This window comes from Paenibacillus sp. PvR133, assembly GCF_017833155.1.
Taxonomy (GTDB): Bacteria; Bacillota; Bacilli; order Paenibacillales; family Paenibacillaceae; genus Paenibacillus; species Paenibacillus polymyxa_B.
Map to the genome: position 1 here is coordinate 1,034,487 of NZ_JAFIBS010000001.1, position 22,174 is coordinate 1,056,660.

22 protein-coding genes are annotated in these 22,174 nt (G+C 47.5%); 12 read left to right on the top strand and 10 right to left on the bottom strand.

Translation table 11 applies throughout. The annotated features are described in order from the left end of the window. The first annotated feature begins 31 nt into the window (after nucleotides 1-31). The 3 genes from JOE49_RS04575 (at nucleotide 32) to JOE49_RS04585 (ending at nucleotide 2,164) form a co-directional block, all read left to right on the top strand. Nucleotides 32-1,225: an NAD(P)/FAD-dependent oxidoreductase gene (locus tag JOE49_RS04575; protein ID WP_160788444.1), complete on the top strand. Its 1,194-nt coding sequence runs from the start codon at nucleotides 32-34 to the stop codon at nucleotides 1,223-1,225. A 2-nt stretch (nucleotides 1,226-1,227) separates the two neighbouring features. Beyond that, nucleotides 1,228-1,398: a rubredoxin gene (gene rd / locus JOE49_RS04580; protein ID WP_007432984.1), complete on the top strand. Its 171-nt coding sequence runs from the start codon at nucleotides 1,228-1,230 to the stop codon at nucleotides 1,396-1,398. Nucleotides 1,399-1,459: 61 nt separating this feature from the next. Next, a complete protein-coding gene (locus JOE49_RS04585) occupies nucleotides 1,460-2,164 on the top strand; it encodes a Crp/Fnr family transcriptional regulator (protein WP_209943541.1) in 705 nt (234 codons plus the stop codon). A gap of 130 nt (nucleotides 2,165-2,294) precedes the next feature. Here JOE49_RS04585 and JOE49_RS04590 read toward each other — a convergent pair whose 3' ends face one another. The 4 genes from JOE49_RS04590 to JOE49_RS04605 all read right to left on the bottom strand — a co-directional run bounded on the left by JOE49_RS04590 (nucleotide 2,295) and on the right by JOE49_RS04605 (nucleotide 6,568). Beyond that, nucleotides 2,295-4,058: a glycosyltransferase 87 family protein gene (locus tag JOE49_RS04590; RefSeq protein ID WP_209940638.1), complete on the bottom strand. Its 1,764-nt coding sequence runs from the start codon at nucleotides 4,056-4,058 to the stop codon at nucleotides 2,295-2,297. Between the two features lie 99 nt (nucleotides 4,059-4,157). After that, nucleotides 4,158-4,868: an MBL fold metallo-hydrolase gene (locus JOE49_RS04595; RefSeq protein WP_209940639.1), complete on the bottom strand. Its 711-nt coding sequence runs from the start codon at nucleotides 4,866-4,868 to the stop codon at nucleotides 4,158-4,160. 358 nt (nucleotides 4,869-5,226) lie between these two features. Next, the gene (locus JOE49_RS04600; protein ID WP_209940640.1) at nucleotides 5,227-5,868 is read right to left on the bottom strand and encodes an SDR family oxidoreductase; all 642 of its coding nucleotides are present in this window, start codon (nucleotides 5,866-5,868) and stop codon (nucleotides 5,227-5,229) included. Between the two features lie 100 nt (nucleotides 5,869-5,968). Then, nucleotides 5,969-6,568 carry a TetR/AcrR family transcriptional regulator gene (locus JOE49_RS04605; protein WP_053326378.1) on the bottom strand — a complete coding sequence of 200 codons (600 nt, stop codon included), beginning with the start codon at nucleotides 6,566-6,568 and terminating at the stop codon, nucleotides 5,969-5,971. A 243-nt stretch (nucleotides 6,569-6,811) separates the two neighbouring features. Here JOE49_RS04605 and JOE49_RS04610 point away from each other — a divergent pair, with 243 nt between their 5' ends. The 5 genes from JOE49_RS04610 (at nucleotide 6,812) to JOE49_RS04630 (ending at nucleotide 10,296) form a co-directional block, all read left to right on the top strand. Beyond that, entirely contained in the window at nucleotides 6,812-7,552 is a 741-nt protein-coding gene (locus JOE49_RS04610; RefSeq protein WP_209940641.1) for an ABC transporter ATP-binding protein, read from the top strand. After that, the gene (locus JOE49_RS04615; protein WP_023990927.1) at nucleotides 7,549-8,310 is read left to right on the top strand and encodes an ABC transporter permease; all 762 of its coding nucleotides are present in this window, start codon (nucleotides 7,549-7,551) and stop codon (nucleotides 8,308-8,310) included. The genes JOE49_RS04610 and JOE49_RS04615 overlap by 4 nt, the downstream gene beginning before the upstream one ends. Before the next feature lie 124 nt (nucleotides 8,311-8,434). Then, complete coding sequence (locus JOE49_RS04620; RefSeq protein ID WP_209940642.1) at nucleotides 8,435-8,722, top strand: KGG domain-containing protein; 288 nt, start codon at nucleotides 8,435-8,437, stop codon at nucleotides 8,720-8,722. Nucleotides 8,723-8,965: 243 nt separating this feature from the next. After that, nucleotides 8,966-9,262, top strand: a complete 297-nt coding sequence (locus JOE49_RS04625) for a hypothetical protein (protein WP_209940643.1) — start codon at nucleotides 8,966-8,968, stop codon at nucleotides 9,260-9,262. A 131-nt stretch (nucleotides 9,263-9,393) separates the two neighbouring features. Next, on the top strand, nucleotides 9,394-10,296 hold the full coding sequence (locus tag JOE49_RS04630) for a helix-turn-helix domain-containing protein (RefSeq protein WP_209940644.1): 903 nt from the start codon (nucleotides 9,394-9,396) through the stop codon (nucleotides 10,294-10,296). A 191-nt stretch (nucleotides 10,297-10,487) separates the two neighbouring features. Here JOE49_RS04630 and JOE49_RS04635 read toward each other — a convergent pair whose 3' ends face one another. From JOE49_RS04635 to JOE49_RS04645, 3 genes are all read right to left on the bottom strand, one after another. Beyond that, complete coding sequence (locus tag JOE49_RS04635) at nucleotides 10,488-11,093, bottom strand: ATPase (RefSeq protein WP_028540845.1); 606 nt, start codon at nucleotides 11,091-11,093, stop codon at nucleotides 10,488-10,490. Beyond that, the gene (locus tag JOE49_RS04640) at nucleotides 11,090-11,263 is read right to left on the bottom strand and encodes a hypothetical protein (protein WP_023990932.1); all 174 of its coding nucleotides are present in this window, start codon (nucleotides 11,261-11,263) and stop codon (nucleotides 11,090-11,092) included. The genes JOE49_RS04635 and JOE49_RS04640 overlap by 4 nt, the downstream gene beginning before the upstream one ends. A 484-nt stretch (nucleotides 11,264-11,747) precedes the next feature. Continuing rightward, nucleotides 11,748-12,251 carry a hypothetical protein gene (locus JOE49_RS04645; protein ID WP_023990934.1) on the bottom strand — a complete coding sequence of 168 codons (504 nt, stop codon included), beginning with the start codon at nucleotides 12,249-12,251 and terminating at the stop codon, nucleotides 11,748-11,750. 257 nt (nucleotides 12,252-12,508) lie between these two features. Between JOE49_RS04645 and JOE49_RS04650 the strand changes: the two genes are divergently transcribed. Next, nucleotides 12,509-13,690, top strand: coding sequence for a serine hydrolase domain-containing protein (locus tag JOE49_RS04650; RefSeq protein ID WP_209940645.1), 1,182 nt, complete (start codon nucleotides 12,509-12,511; stop codon nucleotides 13,688-13,690). On the opposite strand, the gene JOE49_RS04655 is transcribed toward JOE49_RS04650, so the two are convergent. Continuing rightward, a complete protein-coding gene (locus JOE49_RS04655; RefSeq protein WP_028540848.1) occupies nucleotides 13,676-14,119 on the bottom strand; it encodes an Lrp/AsnC family transcriptional regulator in 444 nt (147 codons plus the stop codon). The genes JOE49_RS04650 and JOE49_RS04655 overlap by 15 nt on opposite strands. Nucleotides 14,120-14,275: 156 nt before the next feature. Between JOE49_RS04655 and JOE49_RS04660 the strand changes: the two genes are divergently transcribed. Continuing rightward, the gene (locus JOE49_RS04660) at nucleotides 14,276-15,454 is read left to right on the top strand and encodes an MFS transporter (RefSeq protein WP_209940646.1); all 1,179 of its coding nucleotides are present in this window, start codon (nucleotides 14,276-14,278) and stop codon (nucleotides 15,452-15,454) included. A 134-nt stretch (nucleotides 15,455-15,588) separates the two neighbouring features. Here JOE49_RS04660 and JOE49_RS04665 read toward each other — a convergent pair whose 3' ends face one another. Together JOE49_RS04665 and JOE49_RS04670 are read right to left on the bottom strand one after the other, a co-directional pair. Further along, nucleotides 15,589-16,296: an SDR family oxidoreductase gene (locus JOE49_RS04665; RefSeq protein ID WP_076264557.1), complete on the bottom strand. Its 708-nt coding sequence runs from the start codon at nucleotides 16,294-16,296 to the stop codon at nucleotides 15,589-15,591. Nucleotides 16,297-16,355: 59 nt separating this feature from the next. Continuing rightward, nucleotides 16,356-17,300, bottom strand: a complete 945-nt coding sequence (locus JOE49_RS04670) for an AraC family transcriptional regulator (protein ID WP_069081058.1) — start codon at nucleotides 17,298-17,300, stop codon at nucleotides 16,356-16,358. A gap of 166 nt (nucleotides 17,301-17,466) precedes the next feature. On the opposite strand from JOE49_RS04670, the gene JOE49_RS04675 reads away from it, so the two are divergent. Both JOE49_RS04675 and JOE49_RS04680 read left to right on the top strand, forming a co-directional pair. Continuing rightward, nucleotides 17,467-19,665, top strand: coding sequence for a glycoside hydrolase family 52 protein (locus tag JOE49_RS04675; RefSeq protein ID WP_209940647.1), 2,199 nt, complete (start codon nucleotides 17,467-17,469; stop codon nucleotides 19,663-19,665). A gap of 35 nt (nucleotides 19,666-19,700) precedes the next feature. Further along, nucleotides 19,701-21,869, top strand: coding sequence for an alpha-glucuronidase family glycosyl hydrolase (locus tag JOE49_RS04680; RefSeq protein ID WP_209940648.1), 2,169 nt, complete (start codon nucleotides 19,701-19,703; stop codon nucleotides 21,867-21,869). The last annotated feature ends 305 nt before the right edge of the window (nucleotides 21,870-22,174 follow it).

Below are 22,174 nucleotides of genomic sequence, written 5' to 3' on the forward strand. Positions count from 1 at the left end.
AGTAGCGTATAGCGAATAGGAGAGATACTGAATGGGTAACCAACATTACGTTATTATCGGAGGCAGTGTTGCCGCCGTCAACGCGGCAAAAGCGATTAGAGATCAAGATGAGCTGGCCGAAATTTCTATTTACGGGGAGGAAGCATCCTTTCCGTATAACAGAGTCAAACTTTCCAAGGGACTATTCACTGATTTGCACAGCGACAAAATTCTGATCAAAAAGGAAAAATGGTTTGCCAATCAACGAATTCATGTGTATTCCGGCATCAAGATAACCGAGATACATCCAGAGGATTGTACTATCAAAACAATAGATGGACAAACCGTTGCTTATGACAAGCTACTGCTGTGTACAGGAGCTCACAACCGTAAGCTTGTGCTAGATGGGGCTTCTCTAAGGAACGTTCACAATATTCGTTTTCGACAAGATGCGGATCGCCTTAAAGCGGAATTGCGACAGGGAGACCGGATATGTATCATCGGGGGCGGTATTCAAGGCGTGGAAACCGCATGGTCCTTCCAGCAAGCAGGATATGCTGTAACCATACTGGAAGCTTCGCATCGGCTTATCCCCCGTCAGCTAGATGAAAAGGCCTCCGCTATTTTGACCGATCGGATGACCGAACAGGGTACTCAGATCCACCTTGGGCAAGGCGTAAATCGTATTAAAGGCACAGATCACGTAGAAGGTGTGGAACTACAGGACGGCTCTGTTATCCCCTGCGAGCATGTCGTGTACTCTATCGGAATTGTACCGAATACGGAGCTTGCTCGCCAAATCGGCCTTGATATTGGACAAGGCATTCTGGTGAATGCGCAGATGGAGACCAGCTCCGCCAATATCTATGCAGCAGGTGATGCAGCCGAATTTCAGAGTAGAGTAGATGGGTTATGGGAAAGCGCAATGGAGCAGGGAAAAATAGCAGGCGCTAATATGGCGGGCGCATCCGTCAGCTATCAGCGTCCCCTCCCTGTAACCCTTTCGAACTGCTATGAATCTCCTCTCTTTTCCATCGGTCTAGTAGATGAACAAGTCTGCGACACCAGCCTGATTACTAAAAATCAAACTTCTTATACACGTATGTTCATACAAAACGGCTCTATCTGCGGCGTGATTGGCTTTGGAGATGCCCTTGCTTCACTACCATACAAAACAGCCATCATGCAGGGACTCAAACCGGACGCACCAGAGCTTACAAAAATTTTGAATGACAAGGAGAACTAGAGATGAAAAAATATGTATGTCAGCCCTGTGGATACATTTATGATCCTGCTATCGGTGACCCCGATGAAGACGTTATGCCCGGTACAGCGTTTGAGGATCTTCCAGAAGACTGGGTTTGTCCAGTCTGTGGTGAGGATCAAAGTCATTTTGCCCCAATAGATGATACAGAATAACAACCATGCGCTATAACCTGTAGTTTCCGGTTTATGAATGGAGTGAATGAATGTGAATGAGATGTCCTGCCCCTGCCAGTGCGAAAAGGAGCCCTGTGCCCGCAAAGTGCCTATCTTTTCCTCTTTGTCCTGCGAAGATTTGTGTAAGGTCAGCTCCATGATCCGACACCGAAAATACCAGAAAGGCGAGGCCTTGATTGTGGAGGAGCAGGCTTCCGATACGCTGTACATTATTAAAAGCGGGCATGTCAAGCTGCTGAAGATGACGCCTCAGGGCAAGGAGCAAATTCTGCACATTCTGACAACTGGCGATTTTTTTGGCGAGTTGAACATATTTAACAGCGATGAGCTGAGTAACTTTAGTGCGTATGCCTTAAAAGATACTGATATTTGTATGCTCACCAAGGATGATATGGAGCAGCTGATCCGCAACAATCCCGATATCTCTTTGAAGCTGCTCAAAACCATTACTAAACGCTTGGCACATACCGAAAACCTGGCTCAAAGCCTAGCTACCAAAGACCCGGAAATCCGCATCGCCTATATGATTCTTGAGCTTGGACATAAATACGGCAAGCCGGATGGTTCCTACATTAAAATAAACCTCCCCCTTTCACGCGAGGAAATGGCTAATTATGTGGGTGTCACCCGCGAAACCATCAGTCGCAAAATCGGAAAATTTGAACAGCTGGGGATTATTCATAGCAAGGGTACAAGAGAGATTACCATCTGCGATGTACAGAAACTGAACGAATATATGGATTGAGACACATAGATACAATGTTACTCTAACATGAGGACAACAAAAAACAGCTTCTTTAACTTATGGATTGTAGTTGATCTATCAACCACTTCCATTTCGTTAAAGGGCGGTTTTTACCGTATTTTATACTCCACTAACTATCAATTGTTGTGTTCACACTTGGGGAAGACGCACCCCATATAAGTTTCCCTGAAGGTGACTCCGATGGAAGCATGTCCTTGGGAGGGGCAGTCTCAATCGTGGTCGATTTGGAGCAATCCCACACTACTTTGACCAAATACCCAAACAACAACACATTCAACAATGATGTCACACACAAAATAATACCGTATTGATCCCGAGAGTTGGAGCTATAGAAAATATCGAAGGTGTTTAGGAAAATCGTAAGACTAAATCCACCCGCAAGCCACAAAAATCTGCGGTCTCGTAAATACAGATACGCTAGTACAGCTAACGCGGCCGCAGGGAACAAGTACCGTTCATGCATGCTGGAAGCGAAGGTAAATACACCTGCAATGAGCACCAGTGCAGCTGCCGCTGCAAACTGTGGTTTGCGACTGCGGATATACATCCACCACGTAAACAGAGTCACCAGCACAATGCAGATCATACCCCATGTATGGTAACTGAACAGGAACAATGTTGTAGTGTCCTGCGTATAATTGCCACCGATCAGTGCAAAGAAATTATATGCGTTCACCGAAGCATACGGATACTCGCCGACCGTTCCCTTGTATAGGTCAAGTAGCCATACCGGCTCCTGCCCCCACGAAAATGGTAATATGACCAGAATGGTCGTCACAACAGCACCGCCAATGGACAACAGCCAAGGCTGTATTTTACGTTGTCTCAGCAGCTCAAAGAACAAAACAGGCCCATAAATAATTCCCTGCGGCTTCATCAATACGGCTACCGTAAACAATACGGCGGACCAGCCGACCCGGTTTTCCACAAGCAGCACAATCATGCCCACAATCAGCATAGTAAAGAAAGAATCCACCTGCCCCCAGAAGGTCGAATTGATAAATACAGCTGGGTTAAACACGTAGAATATAGCCAATCCAAGGCTTATTCCATAGCCGACCCGTTTGCTTGCCAACCGGTACAGCATGTACGCTGTCACGATATCGGCTAATATATTGGGAAGCCGCAGCAGCACGGACATATAGGGACTGAAAGCATCCGTAGAGCCGATTTGACCAATCACATATAAAATATAAATATAGAACGGTGGATAATCGCTTGATCCGTTCGTGTAAAAGCCCGATAAGCTATCCGCTGCTGTCGTAGCCCAGTTCCGGAATAGCATTAAATCCATGTGACCCGAGATCCAAGGGGCGATCGCCATTCTTAAAAAGAACCCCACACCCAGCACAGTCCACAGCATCAGTCCTCGATTACGTTCCCCGAGCTTCCATTCACGAGCCCGAAACCGGTACGCAATAAACACGAATGCACCGAAGAACAAAGCGGCGAAAATCGCCAGCGGAGTAGCATAAGCAGATGAGGAGTTCCCACTTCTTCCACCACCCATACCACCGCCAGGACCGCCCATGCCAGATCCGTTACCAGACATGCCACCGGGGCCTCTGTGCTGTCCGTCTCTGGCAACACCACTGCCGCCCGATACAGACGTATCATTCCCGGTCGTTGTACCTTTGTCACCCGATGTCGATGTTCCCTCAGTGGAGGAGTTGGTAGGTTGCCCCGGTCCTCCCATACCTCCACCAGGTCCGCTTCCTCCTCCGAACCCGCCGGATGGGCCCTGTCTAACAGCCGCAGACTGGGACGCAGAACTACCTGAATAACTCCATAACGAAACGACACTAGCGACAGCACACAATATGAGACTACATAGAAGTATATATTTCAGACCGTTCGCTTTCCAAACGTTCAAATCCGATGCACCTCTCTCTGTTTCTATTTTCCCATATTGTATCTGCCTTAGCTTAGGACTTTGTGAGTTCTGGCTGAATGTTGGCTGAATACCGAATCATCACACTGAAGATTGTCGTTCCATCTCCATAATCGCCCTTTCCATCTGAGATTGTGGATGCTTCAGCATGTTACCGTGACCGTCAGCTAATAAAGATGGATCGAAACTCGCCAGCTTTTTGGCGCTTTTCAGCGAAATTTCCTTGTTCCAGGTAGCCAGTGCCGGAAAAGGAAACAGCGGCTTAAGCCTTCCCGATACCGCTATACCACCTCGGGTCTGAAAGGCGTCGCCTGCAATTAGCGCTCGGGTGCGAGTATCCAAGAATGCCATTGAGCCCGGCGTATGTCCCGGTGCACTGATCGCCAACAGCGAACCTACATGATCCCCATCCTCCAGTAAAACGTCAGGCTGGGTAAGGATATACTTCGGTACATCGCCTCGAATAGGAGTATCCGGTTCTCCTGTCTCCAACGATACATTGCCCTGTAGCAGCGGTGCGTCCCGCCTTGAAATGAACACTTGCGCGTCAGGATACCTTGCCTTGAGCTTATCCAACGCACCCACATGATCCCCATGGGCATGGGTAAGTACAATTCGAATAATCGGCTGCCCGATCCGCGCCGCAGCTTGTGCTATACCACGGGTACTGTATGGCAATCCGGCATCTACCAAGGTGAGCCCCTCTTTCTCCTCCACCAAATAACAGTTCACCGGGAACAGCCGGGGCATAAACGTCAATTGATACACATGCTGCACCTGAACAATACGCATTTATCTCATCTCCTTGACTTAAATATAAACTAATTATATTAGTATTATAAATAATATAATTAGTTTTAAGCAAATACTTTTGCTGCTATTCAGCTGGAGTTGGAGCTTGGAACTGCTACGGGGACGGTCGTACTGAGAAAACAGCAAAAAGCATCCCCGGGACTCTGCCCCCGGGGATGCCTCTCAAAACAAGAATTAATCTTTTCCTCCTGTTATTAATAACGAAGCCTTCTTAGCTATTTCCTCTTTATCAAACGGAGTAATTCCAGATGACCATATAGCGAGAAGATGACCATTGTGGCCGTCTTCTCGCTTTATGGTCATTTATAAGCGTCCTCTGCAACAACTTCATCCGTAATTATAGCCGGATTGCCTCAGCAATAGGCGTACTGCCAGACACCAAATTAATTGCACGATGATACGTCTGCTGTTCCTCCAGCGCTGCTACCACCGTTGCCGCCACATCTTCACGAGAAATGGTGTGGCTGGTGAGCTCCTCACCGGTAGCAACTTTTCCGGTGCCCACATCATCCGTCAGGCCACCCGGACGAAGAATCGTGTAGTCCAGGTTGCTCGCTTCCAACAGGCGGTCAGCGTAATGCTTCGCCACATAGTACGGTTTAATGGATTCAGGCCACTGTTCCCGATTCTCCGCATGAAGGGCGCTGACCATAACGAAGCGCTGGATACCCGCTTGTTCGGCGGCTTCCATCGCCTTGACCGCTCCATCCAGGTCGATAAGCAGCGTTTTATCCGCTCCTGTTTTTCCACCGGAGCCTGCTGTGAATACGACAGCATCGCTGCCCTTTATAGCTGCGGCAATATCACCAACCGTCCCTTCGAGGTCAGCTACCACCGTTTCTGCTCCCAAACGTTCAAGCGCTTCGGCCTGATCCGAATGGCGGATCAACGCCTTTACGCGATGCGATTTATTTTGCCCCAGTAGGCGAACAAGATGTCTGCCTACTTTTCCATTTGCGCCAATCACCAGTACGTTCACTCATACCCCTCCTGTATTCGCAGTCTCTCATCTACATTATACAGATGTATTTTACCCTTCGGGTCTGCGACGCAATCATGTTAGCTGCATCAGGTTGAAATCAGACTTCTTTGGTAAGCTCGACATCTCGCTTTTGCCGCACACGCAGACCTGCCAAAAAGGTAGCCATCATCACCTCAATACTCCGGTCCACCTCCACAGGTAAACCAAAGCCGCCCTTTTGTTCAAGCGAGGCGAATCCATGAAGCAGACTACGGAATCCCCTCGCTGCATGAATGCAATCTTCTTCCTTGAAGCCATAACCACTGGACAGGACGGTAATGACCAGCTCGGCCACGCGATCCGCAGCCTGCCTCATTTCGGTATCATTTCGATCTGTTGCATACAGCATCGCTTCATACAAACCGGGTCGCTCCCGAGCATACCGCATATACGCCTTCCCCATAGCGGTCAGCGCATCTTCGCCCGCTCTACCAACCGCTGCGCTCATCAAAGCTTCCTCCAACTGTTCGAGGCTATGCAATGCCAGTACTTGGCGCAGTCCGTTCAATCCGTTCACGTGGTTATACAAGGATGGAGGGCGAATGTGGAGTTTTTGAGCCAGCGTGGTGAGCGTGACATCCCCCATCCCTTGTTCATTGGCAATGTCCTCGGCAGCCCGCAGGATATCTTGCAACTTTACTCCGTTTCTAGGCGACATCATCCTGTCTCCTTTCATCGAATTTCTATGTAATCCGGTTCCTTATACCTATACAGAATTGATCCAGATTCTATTTTAACTAATCCTGTTAGTTTATACAAAGAAGATGCCGTTTACAACAGCCGGCCTGCATTGAACCTTTATAGAAGAGCATAGCAGTCATTACTGATATAATAAAAAAATAAGATCATAGAACGGATCTGATCCCTTTCTCGATCCCCTACAAAGGAGCTAGCTATATCTATGGAATCCAAGCCACTTCCAGCTATTGAATTCAATCACATTATCAAATATTTCGCCGGGTCTGGACAGCAACGTGCTGTTCTGAACGGGATTACGGCAAAAGTTTCCCCCGGCAAAATCACCACGTTGGTCGGTCCATCGGGGTCTGGTAAAAGCACGTTGCTTTCACTGTGCAACCTCCTAATGACACCGGATGAAGGGGACATCCGTGTCCTCGGCAAACCGATATCGGAGTGGGAGATCCCTGAACTAAGACGGAGAGTAGCATTGGTTTTTCAGGATGCCCCCATGCTTCAGGGAACTGTCCTGTACAATCTCCAAACCGTAGAACGGCTGCACGGTACAGTGCTGGATGATCCTGCCGGCCTGTTGGAACGCGTAGGACTCACCCACGATCTGTTGGAACAAAAGGCGCAGGAACTGTCCGGTGGACAAAGACAGCGCTTGGCCTTGGCACGGACGCTCGCGAACCGCCCGGATATTTTACTGCTGGATGAGATTACTTCTGCACTGGACCCCGCCTCGGTCAAAGAGGTTGAGGAACTGCTGCTGCAAATGAACAAAGAAGAGGGAACAACGATGATCTGGATTACGCATCATATGGAACAAGCCCGCAGGGTAGGCCACGAGACATGGCTGATGATCGACGGAAGACTGGTAGAACAAGCGGATACGGAGACGTTTTTTAATGCTCCGCAGCATAGTGAGACCCGCAAGTTTGTAGCAGGAGAATGGGTATGACGATTGTTGCCTTGATTCTCTCTCTCGGTTTTGTATTTATCGCCATCGTCATGTCCAAATCCTTCAAACTCGGTCTGGACCGAGACATTATCATCGCCACAATCAGAGCGTCGATTCAACTGCTGGCGATTGGATATGTATTACATTTAATTTTTGGGATGCAGAGCTACGGATTTATCGTATTATTCATTCTGCTCATGATTACCGTAGCCTCACAAAATGTTGCGCGCAAAGGACGATTTATCCCCGGTCTCATGTGGAAGTCATTCCTGACGCTGCTGTGTGTGGAAATCGTTACGCAGGCGTTCCTGATTGGCCTGCATATTATTCCGGCGACAGCCCGATATATGATTCCGATTAGCGGCATGATCATTGGCAGCTCCATGATTTTGTCCAGCCTGCTGGTGTCCCGGCTCAAGTCGGAAGTTCTGCTGCGCAAGCCTGAAATCATGCTCATTCTGGCGCTAGGCGGCACGCCTAGACAAGCCATCTTCCCTATACTCAAGGATTGCATACGTTCCAGTATGATTCCAACCATCGAGGGGCAAAAAACGCTGGGGCTTGTCCAGCTTCCCGGCATGATGACCGGACAAATCATCGCAGGTGCCAATCCGATTGCCGCCGTGCGTTTGCAATTGCTAATCGTATTTACTACCATGACCTCTGCTATTTTGACCAGCGTGCTGCTCAGCTTGTTCATTTATCCGGCATTATTTACCCGCCAGCAACAATTGAACACAGAAGCATGGGAACGCTGATCGAGGCGGATATATCCAGTTATTTACCAGATTCCACAAAAAAGTAGACATGTTTAATTCCTGACATGAAGGTTAATAGATACACGAACACGCTTTACTAAAATTCGATGAGGAGTGATTGAACATGGCTAACAACAACCAAAATGGCAAACTGAGTCGCGAAGAAGCAGGACGTTTAGGTGGAGAAGCTACTGCTAAAAATCACGACAAAGAATTTTATCAGGAGATTGGCGAAAAAGGTGGCGAAGCCACTTCCAAAAATCATGGCAAGGACTTCTACCAGGAAATCGGACGCAAGGGCGGTGAAGCCCGTGGCAATTCAGACCAGAGTGATAGCGACGGGAAAATGAGTAGGGAAGAAGCTGGCCGTAAAGGCGGCGAAGCCCGCGCACGTCAGCGTAGAGATAATTGACAATAGGGAGTATGTGGTTGGTGCAATTGTAATGTAGAGGCACAGACTGCGCATAAACACGAAGTATAGTGGACGTTTATGTTATAAAAGCCTATCTGCCGGAACAACGGCAGATAGGCTTTTTGTGTGAAAGTTACTTTCATCATCGGATCATACGCATTACAATATACATAAACAGGTTAAATAACCAATCATACATATTTTATTACAAATGAAAGGATGGATTATGGGAGGTTTGCGCGAATGTTGATTACAAAGAATAAAACGGCTGCAACTATTCTAAGAATTATATTTTTTTCACTGATTTTCAGCTGGATTTATTATTATTCAGGTCATCACTCAGCAGAAACCGCTAAATTAGTTAAAACTACAGATGATTACTTGGTCATACAGAGAGATGCTTCTAACGGAAGTGAATATAAAGAATTATATATTTCCTCAAAGTCTGTGATCCCTCCTCTGGTTATAGGCAAACCATATTATTTCGTGTCTGATCAAAGGTACCTTCAACGCCCATATATCCGTTATGTAGAGGAGTAAAATAGAACAAGACAACAAGGACTAACATAGCCCTTGACTAAAGCTTCATGAATACAAAAGAGTGCATGCAACTCAAGTCAAATATTCCTGTATTCCGGCTGTTAAGATGGAGTCGAAAGGAGGGAACCCTCGTGTACGAATGGAACGAAATGGTCCAGCTCATGATCGATTGGATTGATAATAATCTTACTTCAGCACCTTCGTTGTTGAGAATGTCCAATCAGTTAGGCTACTCCCCTTACTACTGTACAAAACAGTTTCATTCTCTTACAGGAATGACGTTAAGGGATTATGTGTGGATGCGCCGGATTAGCCGTGCTGCACTGGAACTCCGGGATAGCAATGTCCGCATCCTCGATGTTGCAGTAAAGTATGGGTTTTCTTCACAGGAGGCTTTTACACGGGCATTTGTAAAAGCGTTTGAGGTAACTCCGGCTGTATACCAGAAGGAGCCCCGACCTATTCCGTTAGCCATTCGTGTTGAGGTATTCTCTCCTTATCATTACCATTTGAAGGAGCGGGATAAGATGGTTAAGGATCATTTGCAAGAAGCTGAAGTCAAAATCGAGCATATACCAGCACACAAATTTATTGGAATCTGGGATACTTCTTCTCGAAACTACGGCGATTTCTGGAGAAACGGTCACAATTGTGATGAAATTTGCGGAACATTGGAAAGCATGTCTCATCTCAAGCTTCCCGAACAATTGGGTCAAACTGCGGGCTGGTTTTATCAGGATGGTCAGAAGGGCTATCTCTATGGAATACCGGTTGTCGCTGACTATGCCGGAGAGATTCCCGCAGGAATGAATTGCCGGGACATCCCCGAATCAGATTACCTGGTGTTTTTTCACCCGCCCTTTAATTATTTAAAAAACAATGGAGACGTTATGAGAATGGTGGAGGAGAAGGCTTGGAACTTTGACCCTAGCAGCCTGGGGTATGAATGGGATGAGGAAACGAAGCAGGATTATCAGCGACATTTCCCAGAAGGATATGGCTACGCAGTGTTACGTCCAGTGAAAAAAGTGTAGAGAAAAAGAATCCGAAGAAGCCGCTACGATCAGGGTGCTGTTCATCGTCTTGCTAAAGTCTGTTGAAAAATAATAACAGTCTATTACTAACGGGTACCATTTTGAGGTGCAATACACATCGAATTGACATTGTGGACACAATACGATGTAAATATAGAATAAACCGATCACTGAATCATACAGTTGTCGGTTTATTCTTGATCAGTATTTTTATTTTGCAAGTAACTATCAATGATTTTAACCCAATCCGGTAACAACGCCACATGGTGTTTTATCGTTTCACTATCTGATTCCAATACAATCACGCCATCTGAGCTGCTGTTGTCAATGACAATTAAATGATCGATAAGTTTAAGATGTAAGAGAAGATTGTCCAGTGAGGTCTGATGCCGTCTTATAATATCAGCGGTATCAATGTGGTGACCCCCATTTCGAACTCGTGCAGCAACTCGCTCGATATTAAGACGATAATCACCAAGGCCCACATAAAACATAATAACTTCAAAGCCCTTTTCTTTTGCCACTCGCATTTGTCGAATCACATTGCCACCAGCAAGTGTCGTCTCTACAGTAAAATCTCGTTTATTTCTTATACAATCCCGCGCTAGCTTAATCGCTTCCTTTCCTGCCGATACTTTGTGTCGATCAGGGTTTTCACGATCAATCCCTCGCGCTAACGCATCTGGATCGATATTAACACTTACACCAAGTTTATCAACGATTAGATTACGAATTGTACTCTTACCACTTCCGTTGTTTCCTGCGAATACAAACATAGTAGCAAACGGCTCACTCATGATAAAATATCCTGTTCTTTAATGCGTTCGACTTGACCGTTACTGTACTCTTTAACAAATTGACCATCCGGCGTTTTGTAGACAATATATGTGCCATTTGCTTTAGCGTCCAGTTTTGCTCTATCTCCAGTTAGTTTGATTAGCTTGCCTAGGTCGTGTGTACGATTCATTCAGCCATCACCATCCCATCCAATTCATATATCGAGAGTATATCACAAATCGAAAAGTCTGAAAGAATCCAGCGTCACTCAAATCCATACGAATACCGCACGGCTAAAAATCGTGACATGTAAATAGGATCGAAATATCGTTCTTTTTAATACATTTTAATAAATAAATTTGGAATAAATGCTACTTTCAGCTTTTTGATTCGTCTATAACAACAAATACACTTGCGGAGGTATAGGCAATGAAATCTTTTCGTTTTTGGCTGGTCCTACTCTCATGTCTAGTTATTACTGTAAATATTACGGGGTATGACGACTACAATATACTATTAGCTATTATTAGTCCGTTGGTTTGGATGTATGAATCATTTCGATTTGTGCGAGAGGCAGACATCCCCATAGCCATTGTTTACTTCACTACCCTAGTTTTCTGGTATCTTATTGGATACGCCTTGGACCGTTTGATTAGAAAATTGAAAAATTAAAATCACTTGAAATTATCTTCCAAAATATTATCTACCTTCTCAGGCTCGTACTCGACCGTTCTGTAGTCAGGAGATGAAGGAATCATATTGATCACAACATTTCTCATTTGTAGCTTGTACTTTCCTTCCTCAAAAGCAAGAACATGCTTAATGGAAGGTAACTCCATATCCTCATACTTCGTTATCGACGAAACAACAATCTTGGAAGGGTTAGAATCATCCACAGACACGATACGATAATCAATCGGTGTTCCCTGAGCTTTTAGAAAGTTAAGCCGTGCCTGTTCTGTTTTAAAGCGATAATCATCAGACAGTGAAAGCATCTTATCGTAATCCCGACTCATAGAAGCGTTCATATATTCTGAAAATGTCGAGACAGCAGCCTCTTTGGGCTTATCGGGAAGTTTATAAGGTTCCTTATCCCCTCCAAAACCTGTAGCAATTACAGTCAAAATCCCTCCGAGGACAACCAAGCAAGCCAACTTATTACGCGATACAAGCCTCAATAAATAAAACCCCCTTTGTTGTAAATTTTACCACCTATTTTCAACGTATCTCAACTTAAAAAGCCACTGTAAAACGCGGTATAACTTTTTGTAAAACCCCATTCATTTAAATCCAAAGCCATTCTTTTAATATAATTTTATTTTAACGTTAATACTCACTGAACACCTTTGTTACCTTATGTAATGTCGCCTTCCCATCCTGTAAACTAAGTTCCATCAAGCGATAACCGCTGGATCATAGAGAGGATGAGATATTTATGAGTTTGGATAATAGAGTTTTTGCGATACAAGCTGATCTGGACGGACGTGTAAATGCAGTTATAGATCAAACCCTTAACGAGAAGCGCCTGGTCGGCGCAGTCGTCATGATATATATGGATGGTTCACCCGTGTATGTCCGAGCGGCGGGGCTGGCTGATCGAGAAGAACAACGTCCTATGCATGAGGAGGCTTTATTTCGGCTTTCTTCTGTATCCAAACCGATTGTATCGACTGCGGCTTTGGTTTTGGCAGCCCAAGGATTGATTAAGCTCGATGAATCTATTGAACGCTGGTTGCCCGATTTTCGCCCCCGATTAATCAGTGGTGAGCAGCCCTCCATTACAGTACGCCAATTGCTGACACATACTGCCGGGTTGACCTATGGCTTTTTAGAGGAAGAAGGCGGCGGCCCCTATCATCGTGCAGGCGTATCAGATGGCATGGATTTTTCAAATCTTACGCTGGAAGAGAACTTGCAACGTTTGGCTTCTGTGCCTCTGTTATATACACCGGGTAAAGCATGGGGATATTCGATTGCTACTGATGTGCTCGGCGCTATCATTAGCCGTGTATGTGGCACAACCCTTGATGCAGCTGTTAAAAAGCTCGTTACAGAACCTCTCGGTATGCACGACACCAGTTTCACGGTCGCGGATGCTGGACGGCTTGCGGCTCCTTATGTCAACGATATATCAGAACCCCGGCGGATGCGCGAGCTTGAGGTTGCGCAGGTTTTTGAAGGCACCGCAGGACTTCGTTTTCAGCCTGCACGAGCCTTTGATTCCACGGCTTTCCACTCTGGTGGCTCGGGTATGATTGGCAGCGCAAAAGATTTCATGCGGCTGCTGGAAACACTGCGAAACGGCGGCAATCCGTTACTTTCAGAGGAATGGGTCCGTGAAATAGGCACCATCCAGACCGGGAACCTTCCCTTGGCAGGCTGGCCGGGGCGGGGCTTTGGACTAGGATTCACCGTACTCCAAAATCCCGACGAAAGTGGAACAGCAGAATCACCCGGAACGTGGCGACTCGGAGGAGCTTACGGCCATTCGTGGTTCGTTGATCCCACACTAAGACTTAGTGTGGTCGCCTTTACCAATACAGCATTCGAAGGGATGTCAGGTCCGTTTACAACTGAGCTTTGCCAAGCCATTTACGGTAGCTCAAATAGGGTCTAATAAAGTGGGGGTTACATGTTTATGGTCTACAGGCGAGGACAGGACAATTAACGTGGTAGAGTGCCCGTGCTTTCCACACTCATCCCCGAACTGCTCCAGCTTGAGCATAGACTCAACCATGACTTTCAGTAAGTAATTTTGCTCACCGCTGATTCTATGGCATTCAATGACTTCGGGTGCAGATTGGCAAAACTCAACAAATGAATTGCATTGATTCGTATGCACGAGCACGTGAGCCATGATCGGCTTTCCAACTTTCTCATGTGAAACTATGGCACGATACCCGGCGATAATACCTTTATCCTCCATGCGCCGCACTCTTTCCGTTACGGCAGGCTGGGAAAGCCCAACCTCCTTACCCAGCTCGGTCATGGAGATACGCGCCTGGTTTTGTAGACACAACAAAATTTTATGATCCACTTGATCCATCAAATCCATCTCCTTAAGTCCAAGGTAATATTACAAAAACACAATTATTATTATGTACTATTCCGAATATTGCCTTATTATTTTATGATTTAATGAAATATTAGCACGCAAAATCAAGGACGTAAAGCAGGAAGAAGTGGAGAAGGAATGAAACTAATGAAATATAGTAAGCCCCTGCTTTTCATTGCGCTTGGCCTATTTGGTGTATACACGATCGAGTTCGGTGTGGTTGGCATTTTGCCAGTCATCATTGAACGTTTTCATATTACGGCAGCCCAGGCCGGGTTTCTTGTCAGTTCATTTGCATTGATCATCGCGCTGTTCGGTCCCTTCATGGTGCTATGGATGTCTAGGTTTAACCGCAAGCGAATCATGACAATGTCGTTGTTTGTTTTTGCCATAACAAGCTTGCTGTCAGCCTATACATCCAACTTTTATCTACTAGTGATTTTACGTATCATTCCGGCTCTGTTTCACCCGGTGTATTTCTCGCTTGCCTTTGTCGCCGCCACTGCGTTGTATCCCCCGGAAAAAGCAACGCAAGCTTCCGCCAAAGCCTTCCTCGGCACGAGCATGGGAATGGTACTCGGTATTCCAATTACGGCTTATATCGCCAATCAATTTTCATACGAGGCCTCCTTCTGGTTTACTGCAGTAGCGAATGGGATTGCGGGGATCGGTATTTTATTTATGCTGCCGGATACACCACAAGCCGAAATGTTCTCCTACCGGAAGCAGCTTGGCATTTTGCGTAAAATATCGCTGTGGCTCAATATCGGGGCGGCTACTTTTATTTTTGCAGCCATGTTCTCGGTGTATAGCTATTCTGCCGAATATTTGGGGCAAAATACAGGGATGAGCAGCAATGTTATCAGTTTTCTGCTTATTATTTTCGGCATCGGCGGAATGCTCGGCAATCTGTTGGCTGGCAAGCTCATGGGCTTGCATAAGGTACGCACCGCTCTTTTTCATCCAGTAGCCTTGGGGGGCACCTATTTGCTGTTGTACGGGATCAGTTCTTCATTTATCCCTACGCTCTTCATCATTATCGTGTGGGGGGCCGTTCATACCAGCGGACTGATTGTCGCCCAGATTTGGGTGATTGATGAGGCCAAAGAAGCTCCCGCGTTTGCCAACAGTCTTTATATCTCGTTTATTAACCTAGGGGTCTCACTGGGCTCACTGGCAGGGGGGTGGTTTATTGCCAGAGCGGGGATCCATGGGACGCTGTGGAGCGGTTTGCTGTTCGCCATGCTGGCGATGGTATGCATCGGGTCTAAAGTGATTTATCCACGTATTTTGCGAAAATATAAAGGGTTAGATGTGCAAAGCTAAAGAGTTGCAAGAGGCAAACCTGTTATCATAAAAAACCGGTTCAACACTTTGTATGGTGTTGAACCGGTTTTTGTTTAAAAATTGATTCCTGCCTGTCGGATTGGATCAGAATGAAACACACACTTCGTTGCGAATTAGATCAGCGTATAACCGCCATCCGGGAACAGCACGCTTCCGGTGGTAAACTTGTTCGTCATCAGATACAACACAGTATGTGCGATTTCCTCATTATACCCCACTCGACGGAGCAAGGTTACTTCCTTGTATTCCTCAAAAGCCTGCGCCCGCTGCTCACCCTCAGGGCCGTCTCTCCAAATCGTGCCGGGGGATACGACATTAACCCGTACGGGGGCCAATTCTACTGCCAACGCCTTGCCCAAGCTTTCAATCGCGCCGTTAGCCGCTCCATATGTAGCACCAAATCCCATCGGTCGTTGACTGAAAGCCCCAGACATGAGGACGATCGAGCCGTCCTTGGAGATATGCGGTACCGCATGCTTGGCAGCAAAATATTGCGGCCAGAATTTCCCTTCGAACGGGGTTCTTGCCTTTTCCGTGTCTATCGTGATCGGACCACGCGTGTAGCTGGCACCCGGTGTAAACAGATGGTCGAATGCTCCAACTTTTTCAAAAAACGCTTGAACCTCTTCCTCTATCTGATTATTCAGTTGGAAGGTTTCCACCGATTCGGCAGGGATGACCTTCTTCGCCTGCTCCAGTTTTTCTGCGGAACGCCCAGCGATCACAATGCTTGCCCCTTGCTTTGCTGCTTCTATGGCTGTTGCCAGCCCTATACCTGCACTGCCGCCAATCACGACGACACGTTGATTATGTAAATTCATATTATTCTCAGCTCCTTTATGAGGATTATATCATAACTATTTTAAAGGCATACTTATTTTTATTCGAATAGGCTTTCCTGCACCGTGCTTTTGCGATAGGATGTCGGCGATTGGCCCGACCAGCGCTTGAATTGTCTGCTAAAATGCGCAATATCCCCATAGCCGAGCATATCGGCAATTTGTTGCACCGACCATTGCGGATCAGCCAACAGCAACTTGGCCTCATGCAGCACAAGCCCGGATAGATATACACGGGGAGATACGCCGAAAACGCTACGGAATACACGATTACAATGGGACACGCTAATACCTAGCTCGGATGAAATCCCCTCGATCCCATCCTGCTTTTCCACCGAGCCGGCCTGTCCATAAGGCTGATTCACTCTGCCCTGAAGACGACTGGCAATCTGATGGGCAAGCTCTGCCTGCACATATCCACGCCCCGGCAGATGGGCCGCTTCACTGGATACAGCCTCCCATAACGTTGCGAACAGTTCAAACACAGCAGATTGAATCCGCATTCGCTTTGCCACCGAATCACTACCTACTCCTATGTCTTCCGGCGCTGAAAGATCGAGCAACTTGCCCAGCGCTGGTCCCATCTGCCCTGCCACTGTTCCTTCAGCTGGAAACAGCACCTGCTCCAGACGACTCAGGAGCGAGAGAAACAGCTTATCATCAATATCGAAATGCATACAAAAATACGTAAATCCCTCTCCGTTACTATGACTGGAGTGGACAATCCCCGGTCGCAGCAGCACCAGATCACCCTGTCGCTGGGTATAGCTGCGACCATCTACAACCATGATCTGTTCTCCCGCAAGCACGATGTTAATCTCATATTGAGGATGCTCGTGTAGCGGATAGCTCCACTCTCTTCCGACACTTCGTGTATGAATAGCAAACAAATTGACTGTGGTTCGCACATCGGGAAAAAAGAATTCCTCTCTGGCAACTGTAAGGTCTGGATGATGGGGGCGCTTCGGTAAACGTGATGTCGACATGTTTTCCCTCCTGGCTTACTTGCATGGATATACTCCAGTATATCGCTTTCAGCGGGATTTGGATAAATAGTTGAGCGATTTGACAATGGTTCCCCACCACATGACATGCTAGGCTCTAAGTAAAGTTAGTCAAAGTTAAACCTTACTATGAAAGGGGTTTCATTATATGTCGAAAAATATATTTTATAACACGCAGCATGCACCTATCGGTTCTTTTTCCAGCTTTACGCTTGGGTTTAAGGGCAATCACGGCGGAATCGGTTTGGAGCTGGGCAAGCCTGCCGATGAAAATGTATATATTGGGCTGCAATCCAGAGATGGCGGATCATACGAGGCGCTTCCCTTTTTTGCATCCACACAGGATGAAAGTGCCCGCTACGACGTGGAGAAAAAGGGTAAACGAACGGAACCACAGCTTATGGCCTTTGCCGATTCAGACATTACCCGTGAGCTAAAAGCAGGAACGGATACATGGCAGGCTGGTGATTTGACGTTCCGGCTGTACTCTCCTGTTCGCCCGGTGCCCGAGCCGGGAACCGCGGGTATGGATGAGCTGCGAGCAGCGTTGGTTCCGGCGGTATTCGCTGAGCTAACTGTCGATAACACGCAAGGAACTGCAGCACGAAAAGCTTTTTTCGGCTATCAGGGCAGTGATCCGTATAGCGGCATACGCATTATTGGAGAAGATCCGCGCAGGGACGCTACGGATTCTACCCCATTGGAGGGAAGACTCACAGGCATCGGCCAAGGGCGCAGCACAGCCATTGTGACCAACAGCAGCGAAGCAGTACCTGCCAGCGGATTTGCAATGGAAAAGCTGCTTGGGGAGACCATGTCCGAGAATTTATCCTTTGGCCTGGGCGCGACGGGTGCGCTTCTGATGGACGTTCCCGCAGGTGAGAAGCGCACATATGCTTTCGCCATATGCTTCTATCGAGGCGGCATTGTGACAACAGGCATTGAAGCGTCGTATTACTATACCCAGCTGTTCAAGGATATTGAAGACGTGGGAAGCTATGCGTTGAAGCATTTTTCAAACCTGACCGCAGCCTGTGTTCAGGCTAATCGCTGGATGGAGTCGGCCGACTTGAGCCCGGACCAGGAATTTATGCTCGCTCAGGCGATCCACAGCTACTATGGCAGCACCCAACTGCTTAGTCACCAAGCGGATGGAGAACCGATCTGGGTTGTGAACGAAGGCGAGTATCGGATGATGAATACACTCGATTTGACGGCAGATCAGCTCTACTATGAATTGATTTTAAATCCATGGACGGTACGCAACGAGCTGGAGTGGTTTGTCCAAAGGTACAGCTATCGGGATGAGGTACGCTTTCCGGGAGAGGAACAGACCTATACCGGTGGTATCACGTTTACGCATGATATGGGCGTGGCAAACGTGTTCTCCCGGCAGGGGTACTCCTGTTATGAGCTGGCTGGGATTGACGACTGCTTCTCTTACATGAGCCATGAGGAACTGGTGAACTGGCTTTGCTGCGCCACGGTATATATCGAGCAGACACAGGATCAGTCATTTACAACACGTATGCTGCCTGTCTTGTGTGACTGTTTCGAAAGCATGCTGCGGCGGGATCACCCCGACCCGGCACAACGAAACGGCTTGATGGGCTTGGACAGCTCTAGAACCCGGGGAGGCGCGGAAATTACGACCTACGACAGTCTGGACGTATCTCTGGGTCAGTCCCGCAACAACATTTATTTAGGCAGCAAATGCTGGGCGGTATATGTTGCACTGGAAAAGATATTTGCCTCAAAAGGGCTTAACTCCCTCTCACAGGAGGCTGGCTTACAGGCGGACAAATGCGCAGCAGCGATTACAGCACATATGACAGACAAGGGCTATATTCCTGCAGTTATTAAGGAGGGCAATGACTCGCAGATTATTCCTGCCATTGAGGGGCTGATCTTCCCTTACTTTACAGGGTGTGAGGCTGCGCTTAAGCCTGATGGACGGTTCGGTGGATATATCCAAGCACTGCGGCGTCATTTGGAAACTGTACTGGTACCGGGAGTTTGTCTATTTGAAGACGGAGGCTGGAAGCTGTCCTCGACCAGTAACAACTCCTGGCTGAGCAAAATCTATCTGTCACAGTTTATTGCCCGCGAGTTGCTGGAGCTGCCTTGGGAAGAAGCTGGGCAGGCCGCAGACGCTGCTCATGCCTCATGGCTCCTTCACCCTGATGAATCCTATTGGTGCTGGAGCGATCAGATACTCTCCGGTATTGCTCACGGCAGTAAATATTATCCGCGCGGAGTTACCGCTATTTTGTGGCTGTATGAAGGCAAGGGCAACCGTCTGACTCTCCCTCAGCATATGAGTCAGGATCAGGAACAGCATGTCTGAGGATCATCTTCACCTGCCCAAAAGGAGGTTCCAATATGAGCAAGCTGATGGATATGCCAAAAGAGAGCGGCTATGCGGCTTGGCTGCATTACAGCCGCAATAGTAAGGTAGAAAAGCTGCCCGCTTGGTGCAGGGTCATCGTGGTCCATGGGACAGATGAAGTGCTTCAATCGGCTGCGAGTGAGCTTCAGCACGGATTGACCTCTATGTTTGGACAGCAGCCGAAGATCAGCGCCGTTCCTGTGAATACGCCATTCATTGCGCTGGGTACGTTCCCAGAGCATCCTTTGGTCGCAGAACGATTCAGCGCAAAAGAACAGGCAGAAGTGAGCGCAGAAGGCTACCGAATTCGCGGGATAGAGATGCCAGATCCGGCATATTCAGCTTCGCACGGTAACGATGATATCAAGGGACAGTACGTTACAATCGCGGGGCAGACCTCCAAAGGCGTATTGTACGGAGTCTTTCATCTGCTGCGCTACCTGCAGGGAGGACTAGACGGGAAGTTGAAGCCCACCACCGAATCAGTGCACGTCCCCATTCTAGACCAATTATCCAACCCTGCTAATCCCATCCGCATGATCAATCACTGGGATAACATGGATGGTAGTATTGAACGCGGGTATGCGGGTGGCTCTATTTTCTACGATAATAATGCCTTTACTACAAATATGGAGCGCCTGCGAGACTATGCCCGTCTACTCGCTTCTGTAGGCATTCAAGCACTATCCATTAACAACGTGAATGTCCATCAGGTAGAGACCGAGCTGATTACAGATAAATTCCTACCGGATGTGGCTAAAGTAGCTGCGGTATTTCGCGCCTATGGTATACAGATCTACTTGAGCATTAACTATGCCAGTCCTATTCAGCTCGGTGGGTTAACCACCGCCGATCCCTTGGAACCAGCTGTAGCTGAATGGTGGCAGACCAAAGCCCAGGAAGTTTACGCCGTCGTTCCTGATCTGGGTGGTTTTGTGGTCAAAGCCGATTCCGAAAATCGGCCCGGACCGTTCAGCTACGGGCGCCATCACGCCGATGGAGCCAATATGCTGGCAGATGCGTTGCAGCCCTATGGCGGACGTGTGATTTGGCGCTGCTTTGTCTACAACTGCAAGCAGGACTGGCGCGATCGCAAGACGGATCGGGCCTGCGCAGCCTTTGACCATTTTAAACCGCTGGATGGATTATTTCGGGAAAATGTCATTTTACAGATCAAAAATGGTCCCATGGATTTTCAGGTACGGGAGCCTGTCTCCCCCCTGTTCGGTGCGCTGGAATCCACTCAGATACTGCTGGAATTTCAAATTGCGCAAGAGTACACCGGGCAACAGAAACATCTATGTTACCTTGTTCCCCAATGGAAGGAAGTATTGGATTTTGACACCTACGCCCAAGGAAAAGGCTCCACCATCAAGCGTATCGTGAGTGGCGCTCTGCATTCTCCCAAGCATACCAACTATGGAATAGCCGCTGTATCCAATATTGGTGCAGACACCAATTGGACCGGACATTTGCTCGCTCAGTCCAATCTTTATGGCTATGGTCGGCTGGCATGGGACCCGGAGCTGTCCGCAGACGAAATCGCTGATGAGTGGGTTCGGCTGACGTTTGGCAGACAAGGGAATAGCGACGGCGGCACAGATTTAATTTCTACCCTTAAGCAGATGCTGCTCGATTCATGGAATGTCTACGAATCCTACACCGCCCCTCTCGGGGTCGGCTGGATGGTCAGTCCCGATCACCACTATGGGCCGGATGTAGACGGGTACGAATATTCCATGTGGGGCACCTACCATTTTGCTGATTGCTGGGGGATCGGGGTAGATCGCACGACCGCAACCGGAACGGGCTATGCAGGACAATATTTTTCTCCCAATACTGATATCTACGAATCTACGGACACCTGCCCGGATGAGCTGCTCTTATTCTTTCACCATGTTCCTTATACACACTTGCTCCACTCCGGCCAAACCGTCATACAGCACATTTATGATACCCATTTTGAAGGTGCAGAACGTGCGGCCCATCTCCGAGACACATGGGTTAGTCTACGAGGGCAACTGAATGCTGCCATGTATGAACAGGTGTTGGAGCGGCTGGAGCATCAGGCAGAGCATGCCAAAGAATGGCGGGATCGGATCAATACGTATTTCTACCGTAAAAGCGGCATTGCCGACCAGAAGGATCGTCCTATTTATTAAGTAAGCAACTATTAAACAAGCTGCCTCGGCAATACTTTCATACAGACTGGAACAAGGCTTTTATACGCTTAGGTTCACTTTCTCCTATACTGGCATTGGCTCGCACATCACTAAAAGGCATGCGTCTTACTCAGACCTATGCCTTATTTTTTTGTCTGGAAACTTTTAAGCACACGGTTGCTTACGTAAAATGTCATATTTGTCCACCCTGAGTGTGCAATAAATTCTTCTTTTTATGCAACCGCTTGCTTTATACTATTTTTGTAGACGTTTACAAAATGTTGTCGAATTAGACTATGCTTTGG

Excerpts from the sequence above, each read along its gene's own strand:
- JOE49_RS04585 (WP_209943541.1), top strand. The coding sequence starts at position 1,460 with ATGTCCTGCCCCTGCCAGTGCGAAAAGGAGCCCTGTGCCCGCAAAGTG.
- JOE49_RS04605 (WP_053326378.1), bottom strand. The coding sequence starts at position 6,568 with ATGTCGCCTAGAAACGGAGTAAAGTTGCAAGATATCCTGCGGGCTGCC.
- JOE49_RS04655 (WP_028540848.1), bottom strand. The coding sequence starts at position 14,119 with ATGGATCAAGTGGATCATAAAATTTTGTTGTGTCTACAAAACCAGGCG.
- JOE49_RS04575 (WP_160788444.1), top strand. The coding sequence starts at position 32 with ATGGGTAACCAACATTACGTTATTATCGGAGGCAGTGTTGCCGCCGTC.
- JOE49_RS04680 (WP_209940648.1), top strand. The coding sequence starts at position 19,701 with ATGAGCAAGCTGATGGATATGCCAAAAGAGAGCGGCTATGCGGCTTGG.
- JOE49_RS04595 (WP_209940639.1), bottom strand. The coding sequence starts at position 4,868 with ATGCGTATTGTTCAGGTGCAGCATGTGTATCAATTGACGTTTATGCCC.
- JOE49_RS04625 (WP_209940643.1), top strand. The coding sequence starts at position 8,966 with ATGTTGATTACAAAGAATAAAACGGCTGCAACTATTCTAAGAATTATA.
- JOE49_RS04620 (WP_209940642.1), top strand. The coding sequence starts at position 8,435 with ATGGCTAACAACAACCAAAATGGCAAACTGAGTCGCGAAGAAGCAGGA.
- JOE49_RS04610 (WP_209940641.1), top strand. The coding sequence starts at position 6,812 with ATGGAATCCAAGCCACTTCCAGCTATTGAATTCAATCACATTATCAAA.
- JOE49_RS04650 (WP_209940645.1), top strand. The coding sequence starts at position 12,509 with ATGAGTTTGGATAATAGAGTTTTTGCGATACAAGCTGATCTGGACGGA.
- JOE49_RS04670 (WP_069081058.1), bottom strand. The coding sequence starts at position 17,300 with ATGTCGACATCACGTTTACCGAAGCGCCCCCATCATCCAGACCTTACA.
- JOE49_RS04675 (WP_209940647.1), top strand. The coding sequence starts at position 17,467 with ATGTCGAAAAATATATTTTATAACACGCAGCATGCACCTATCGGTTCT.
- rd (WP_007432984.1), top strand. The coding sequence starts at position 1,228 with ATGAAAAAATATGTATGTCAGCCCTGTGGATACATTTATGATCCTGCT.
- JOE49_RS04660 (WP_209940646.1), top strand. The coding sequence starts at position 14,276 with ATGAAATATAGTAAGCCCCTGCTTTTCATTGCGCTTGGCCTATTTGGT.
- JOE49_RS04665 (WP_076264557.1), bottom strand. The coding sequence starts at position 16,296 with ATGAATTTACATAATCAACGTGTCGTCGTGATTGGCGGCAGTGCAGGT.
- JOE49_RS04635 (WP_028540845.1), bottom strand. The coding sequence starts at position 11,093 with ATGAGTGAGCCGTTTGCTACTATGTTTGTATTCGCAGGAAACAACGGA.
- JOE49_RS04640 (WP_023990932.1), bottom strand. The coding sequence starts at position 11,263 with ATGAATCGTACACACGACCTAGGCAAGCTAATCAAACTAACTGGAGAT.
- JOE49_RS04615 (WP_023990927.1), top strand. The coding sequence starts at position 7,549 with ATGACGATTGTTGCCTTGATTCTCTCTCTCGGTTTTGTATTTATCGCC.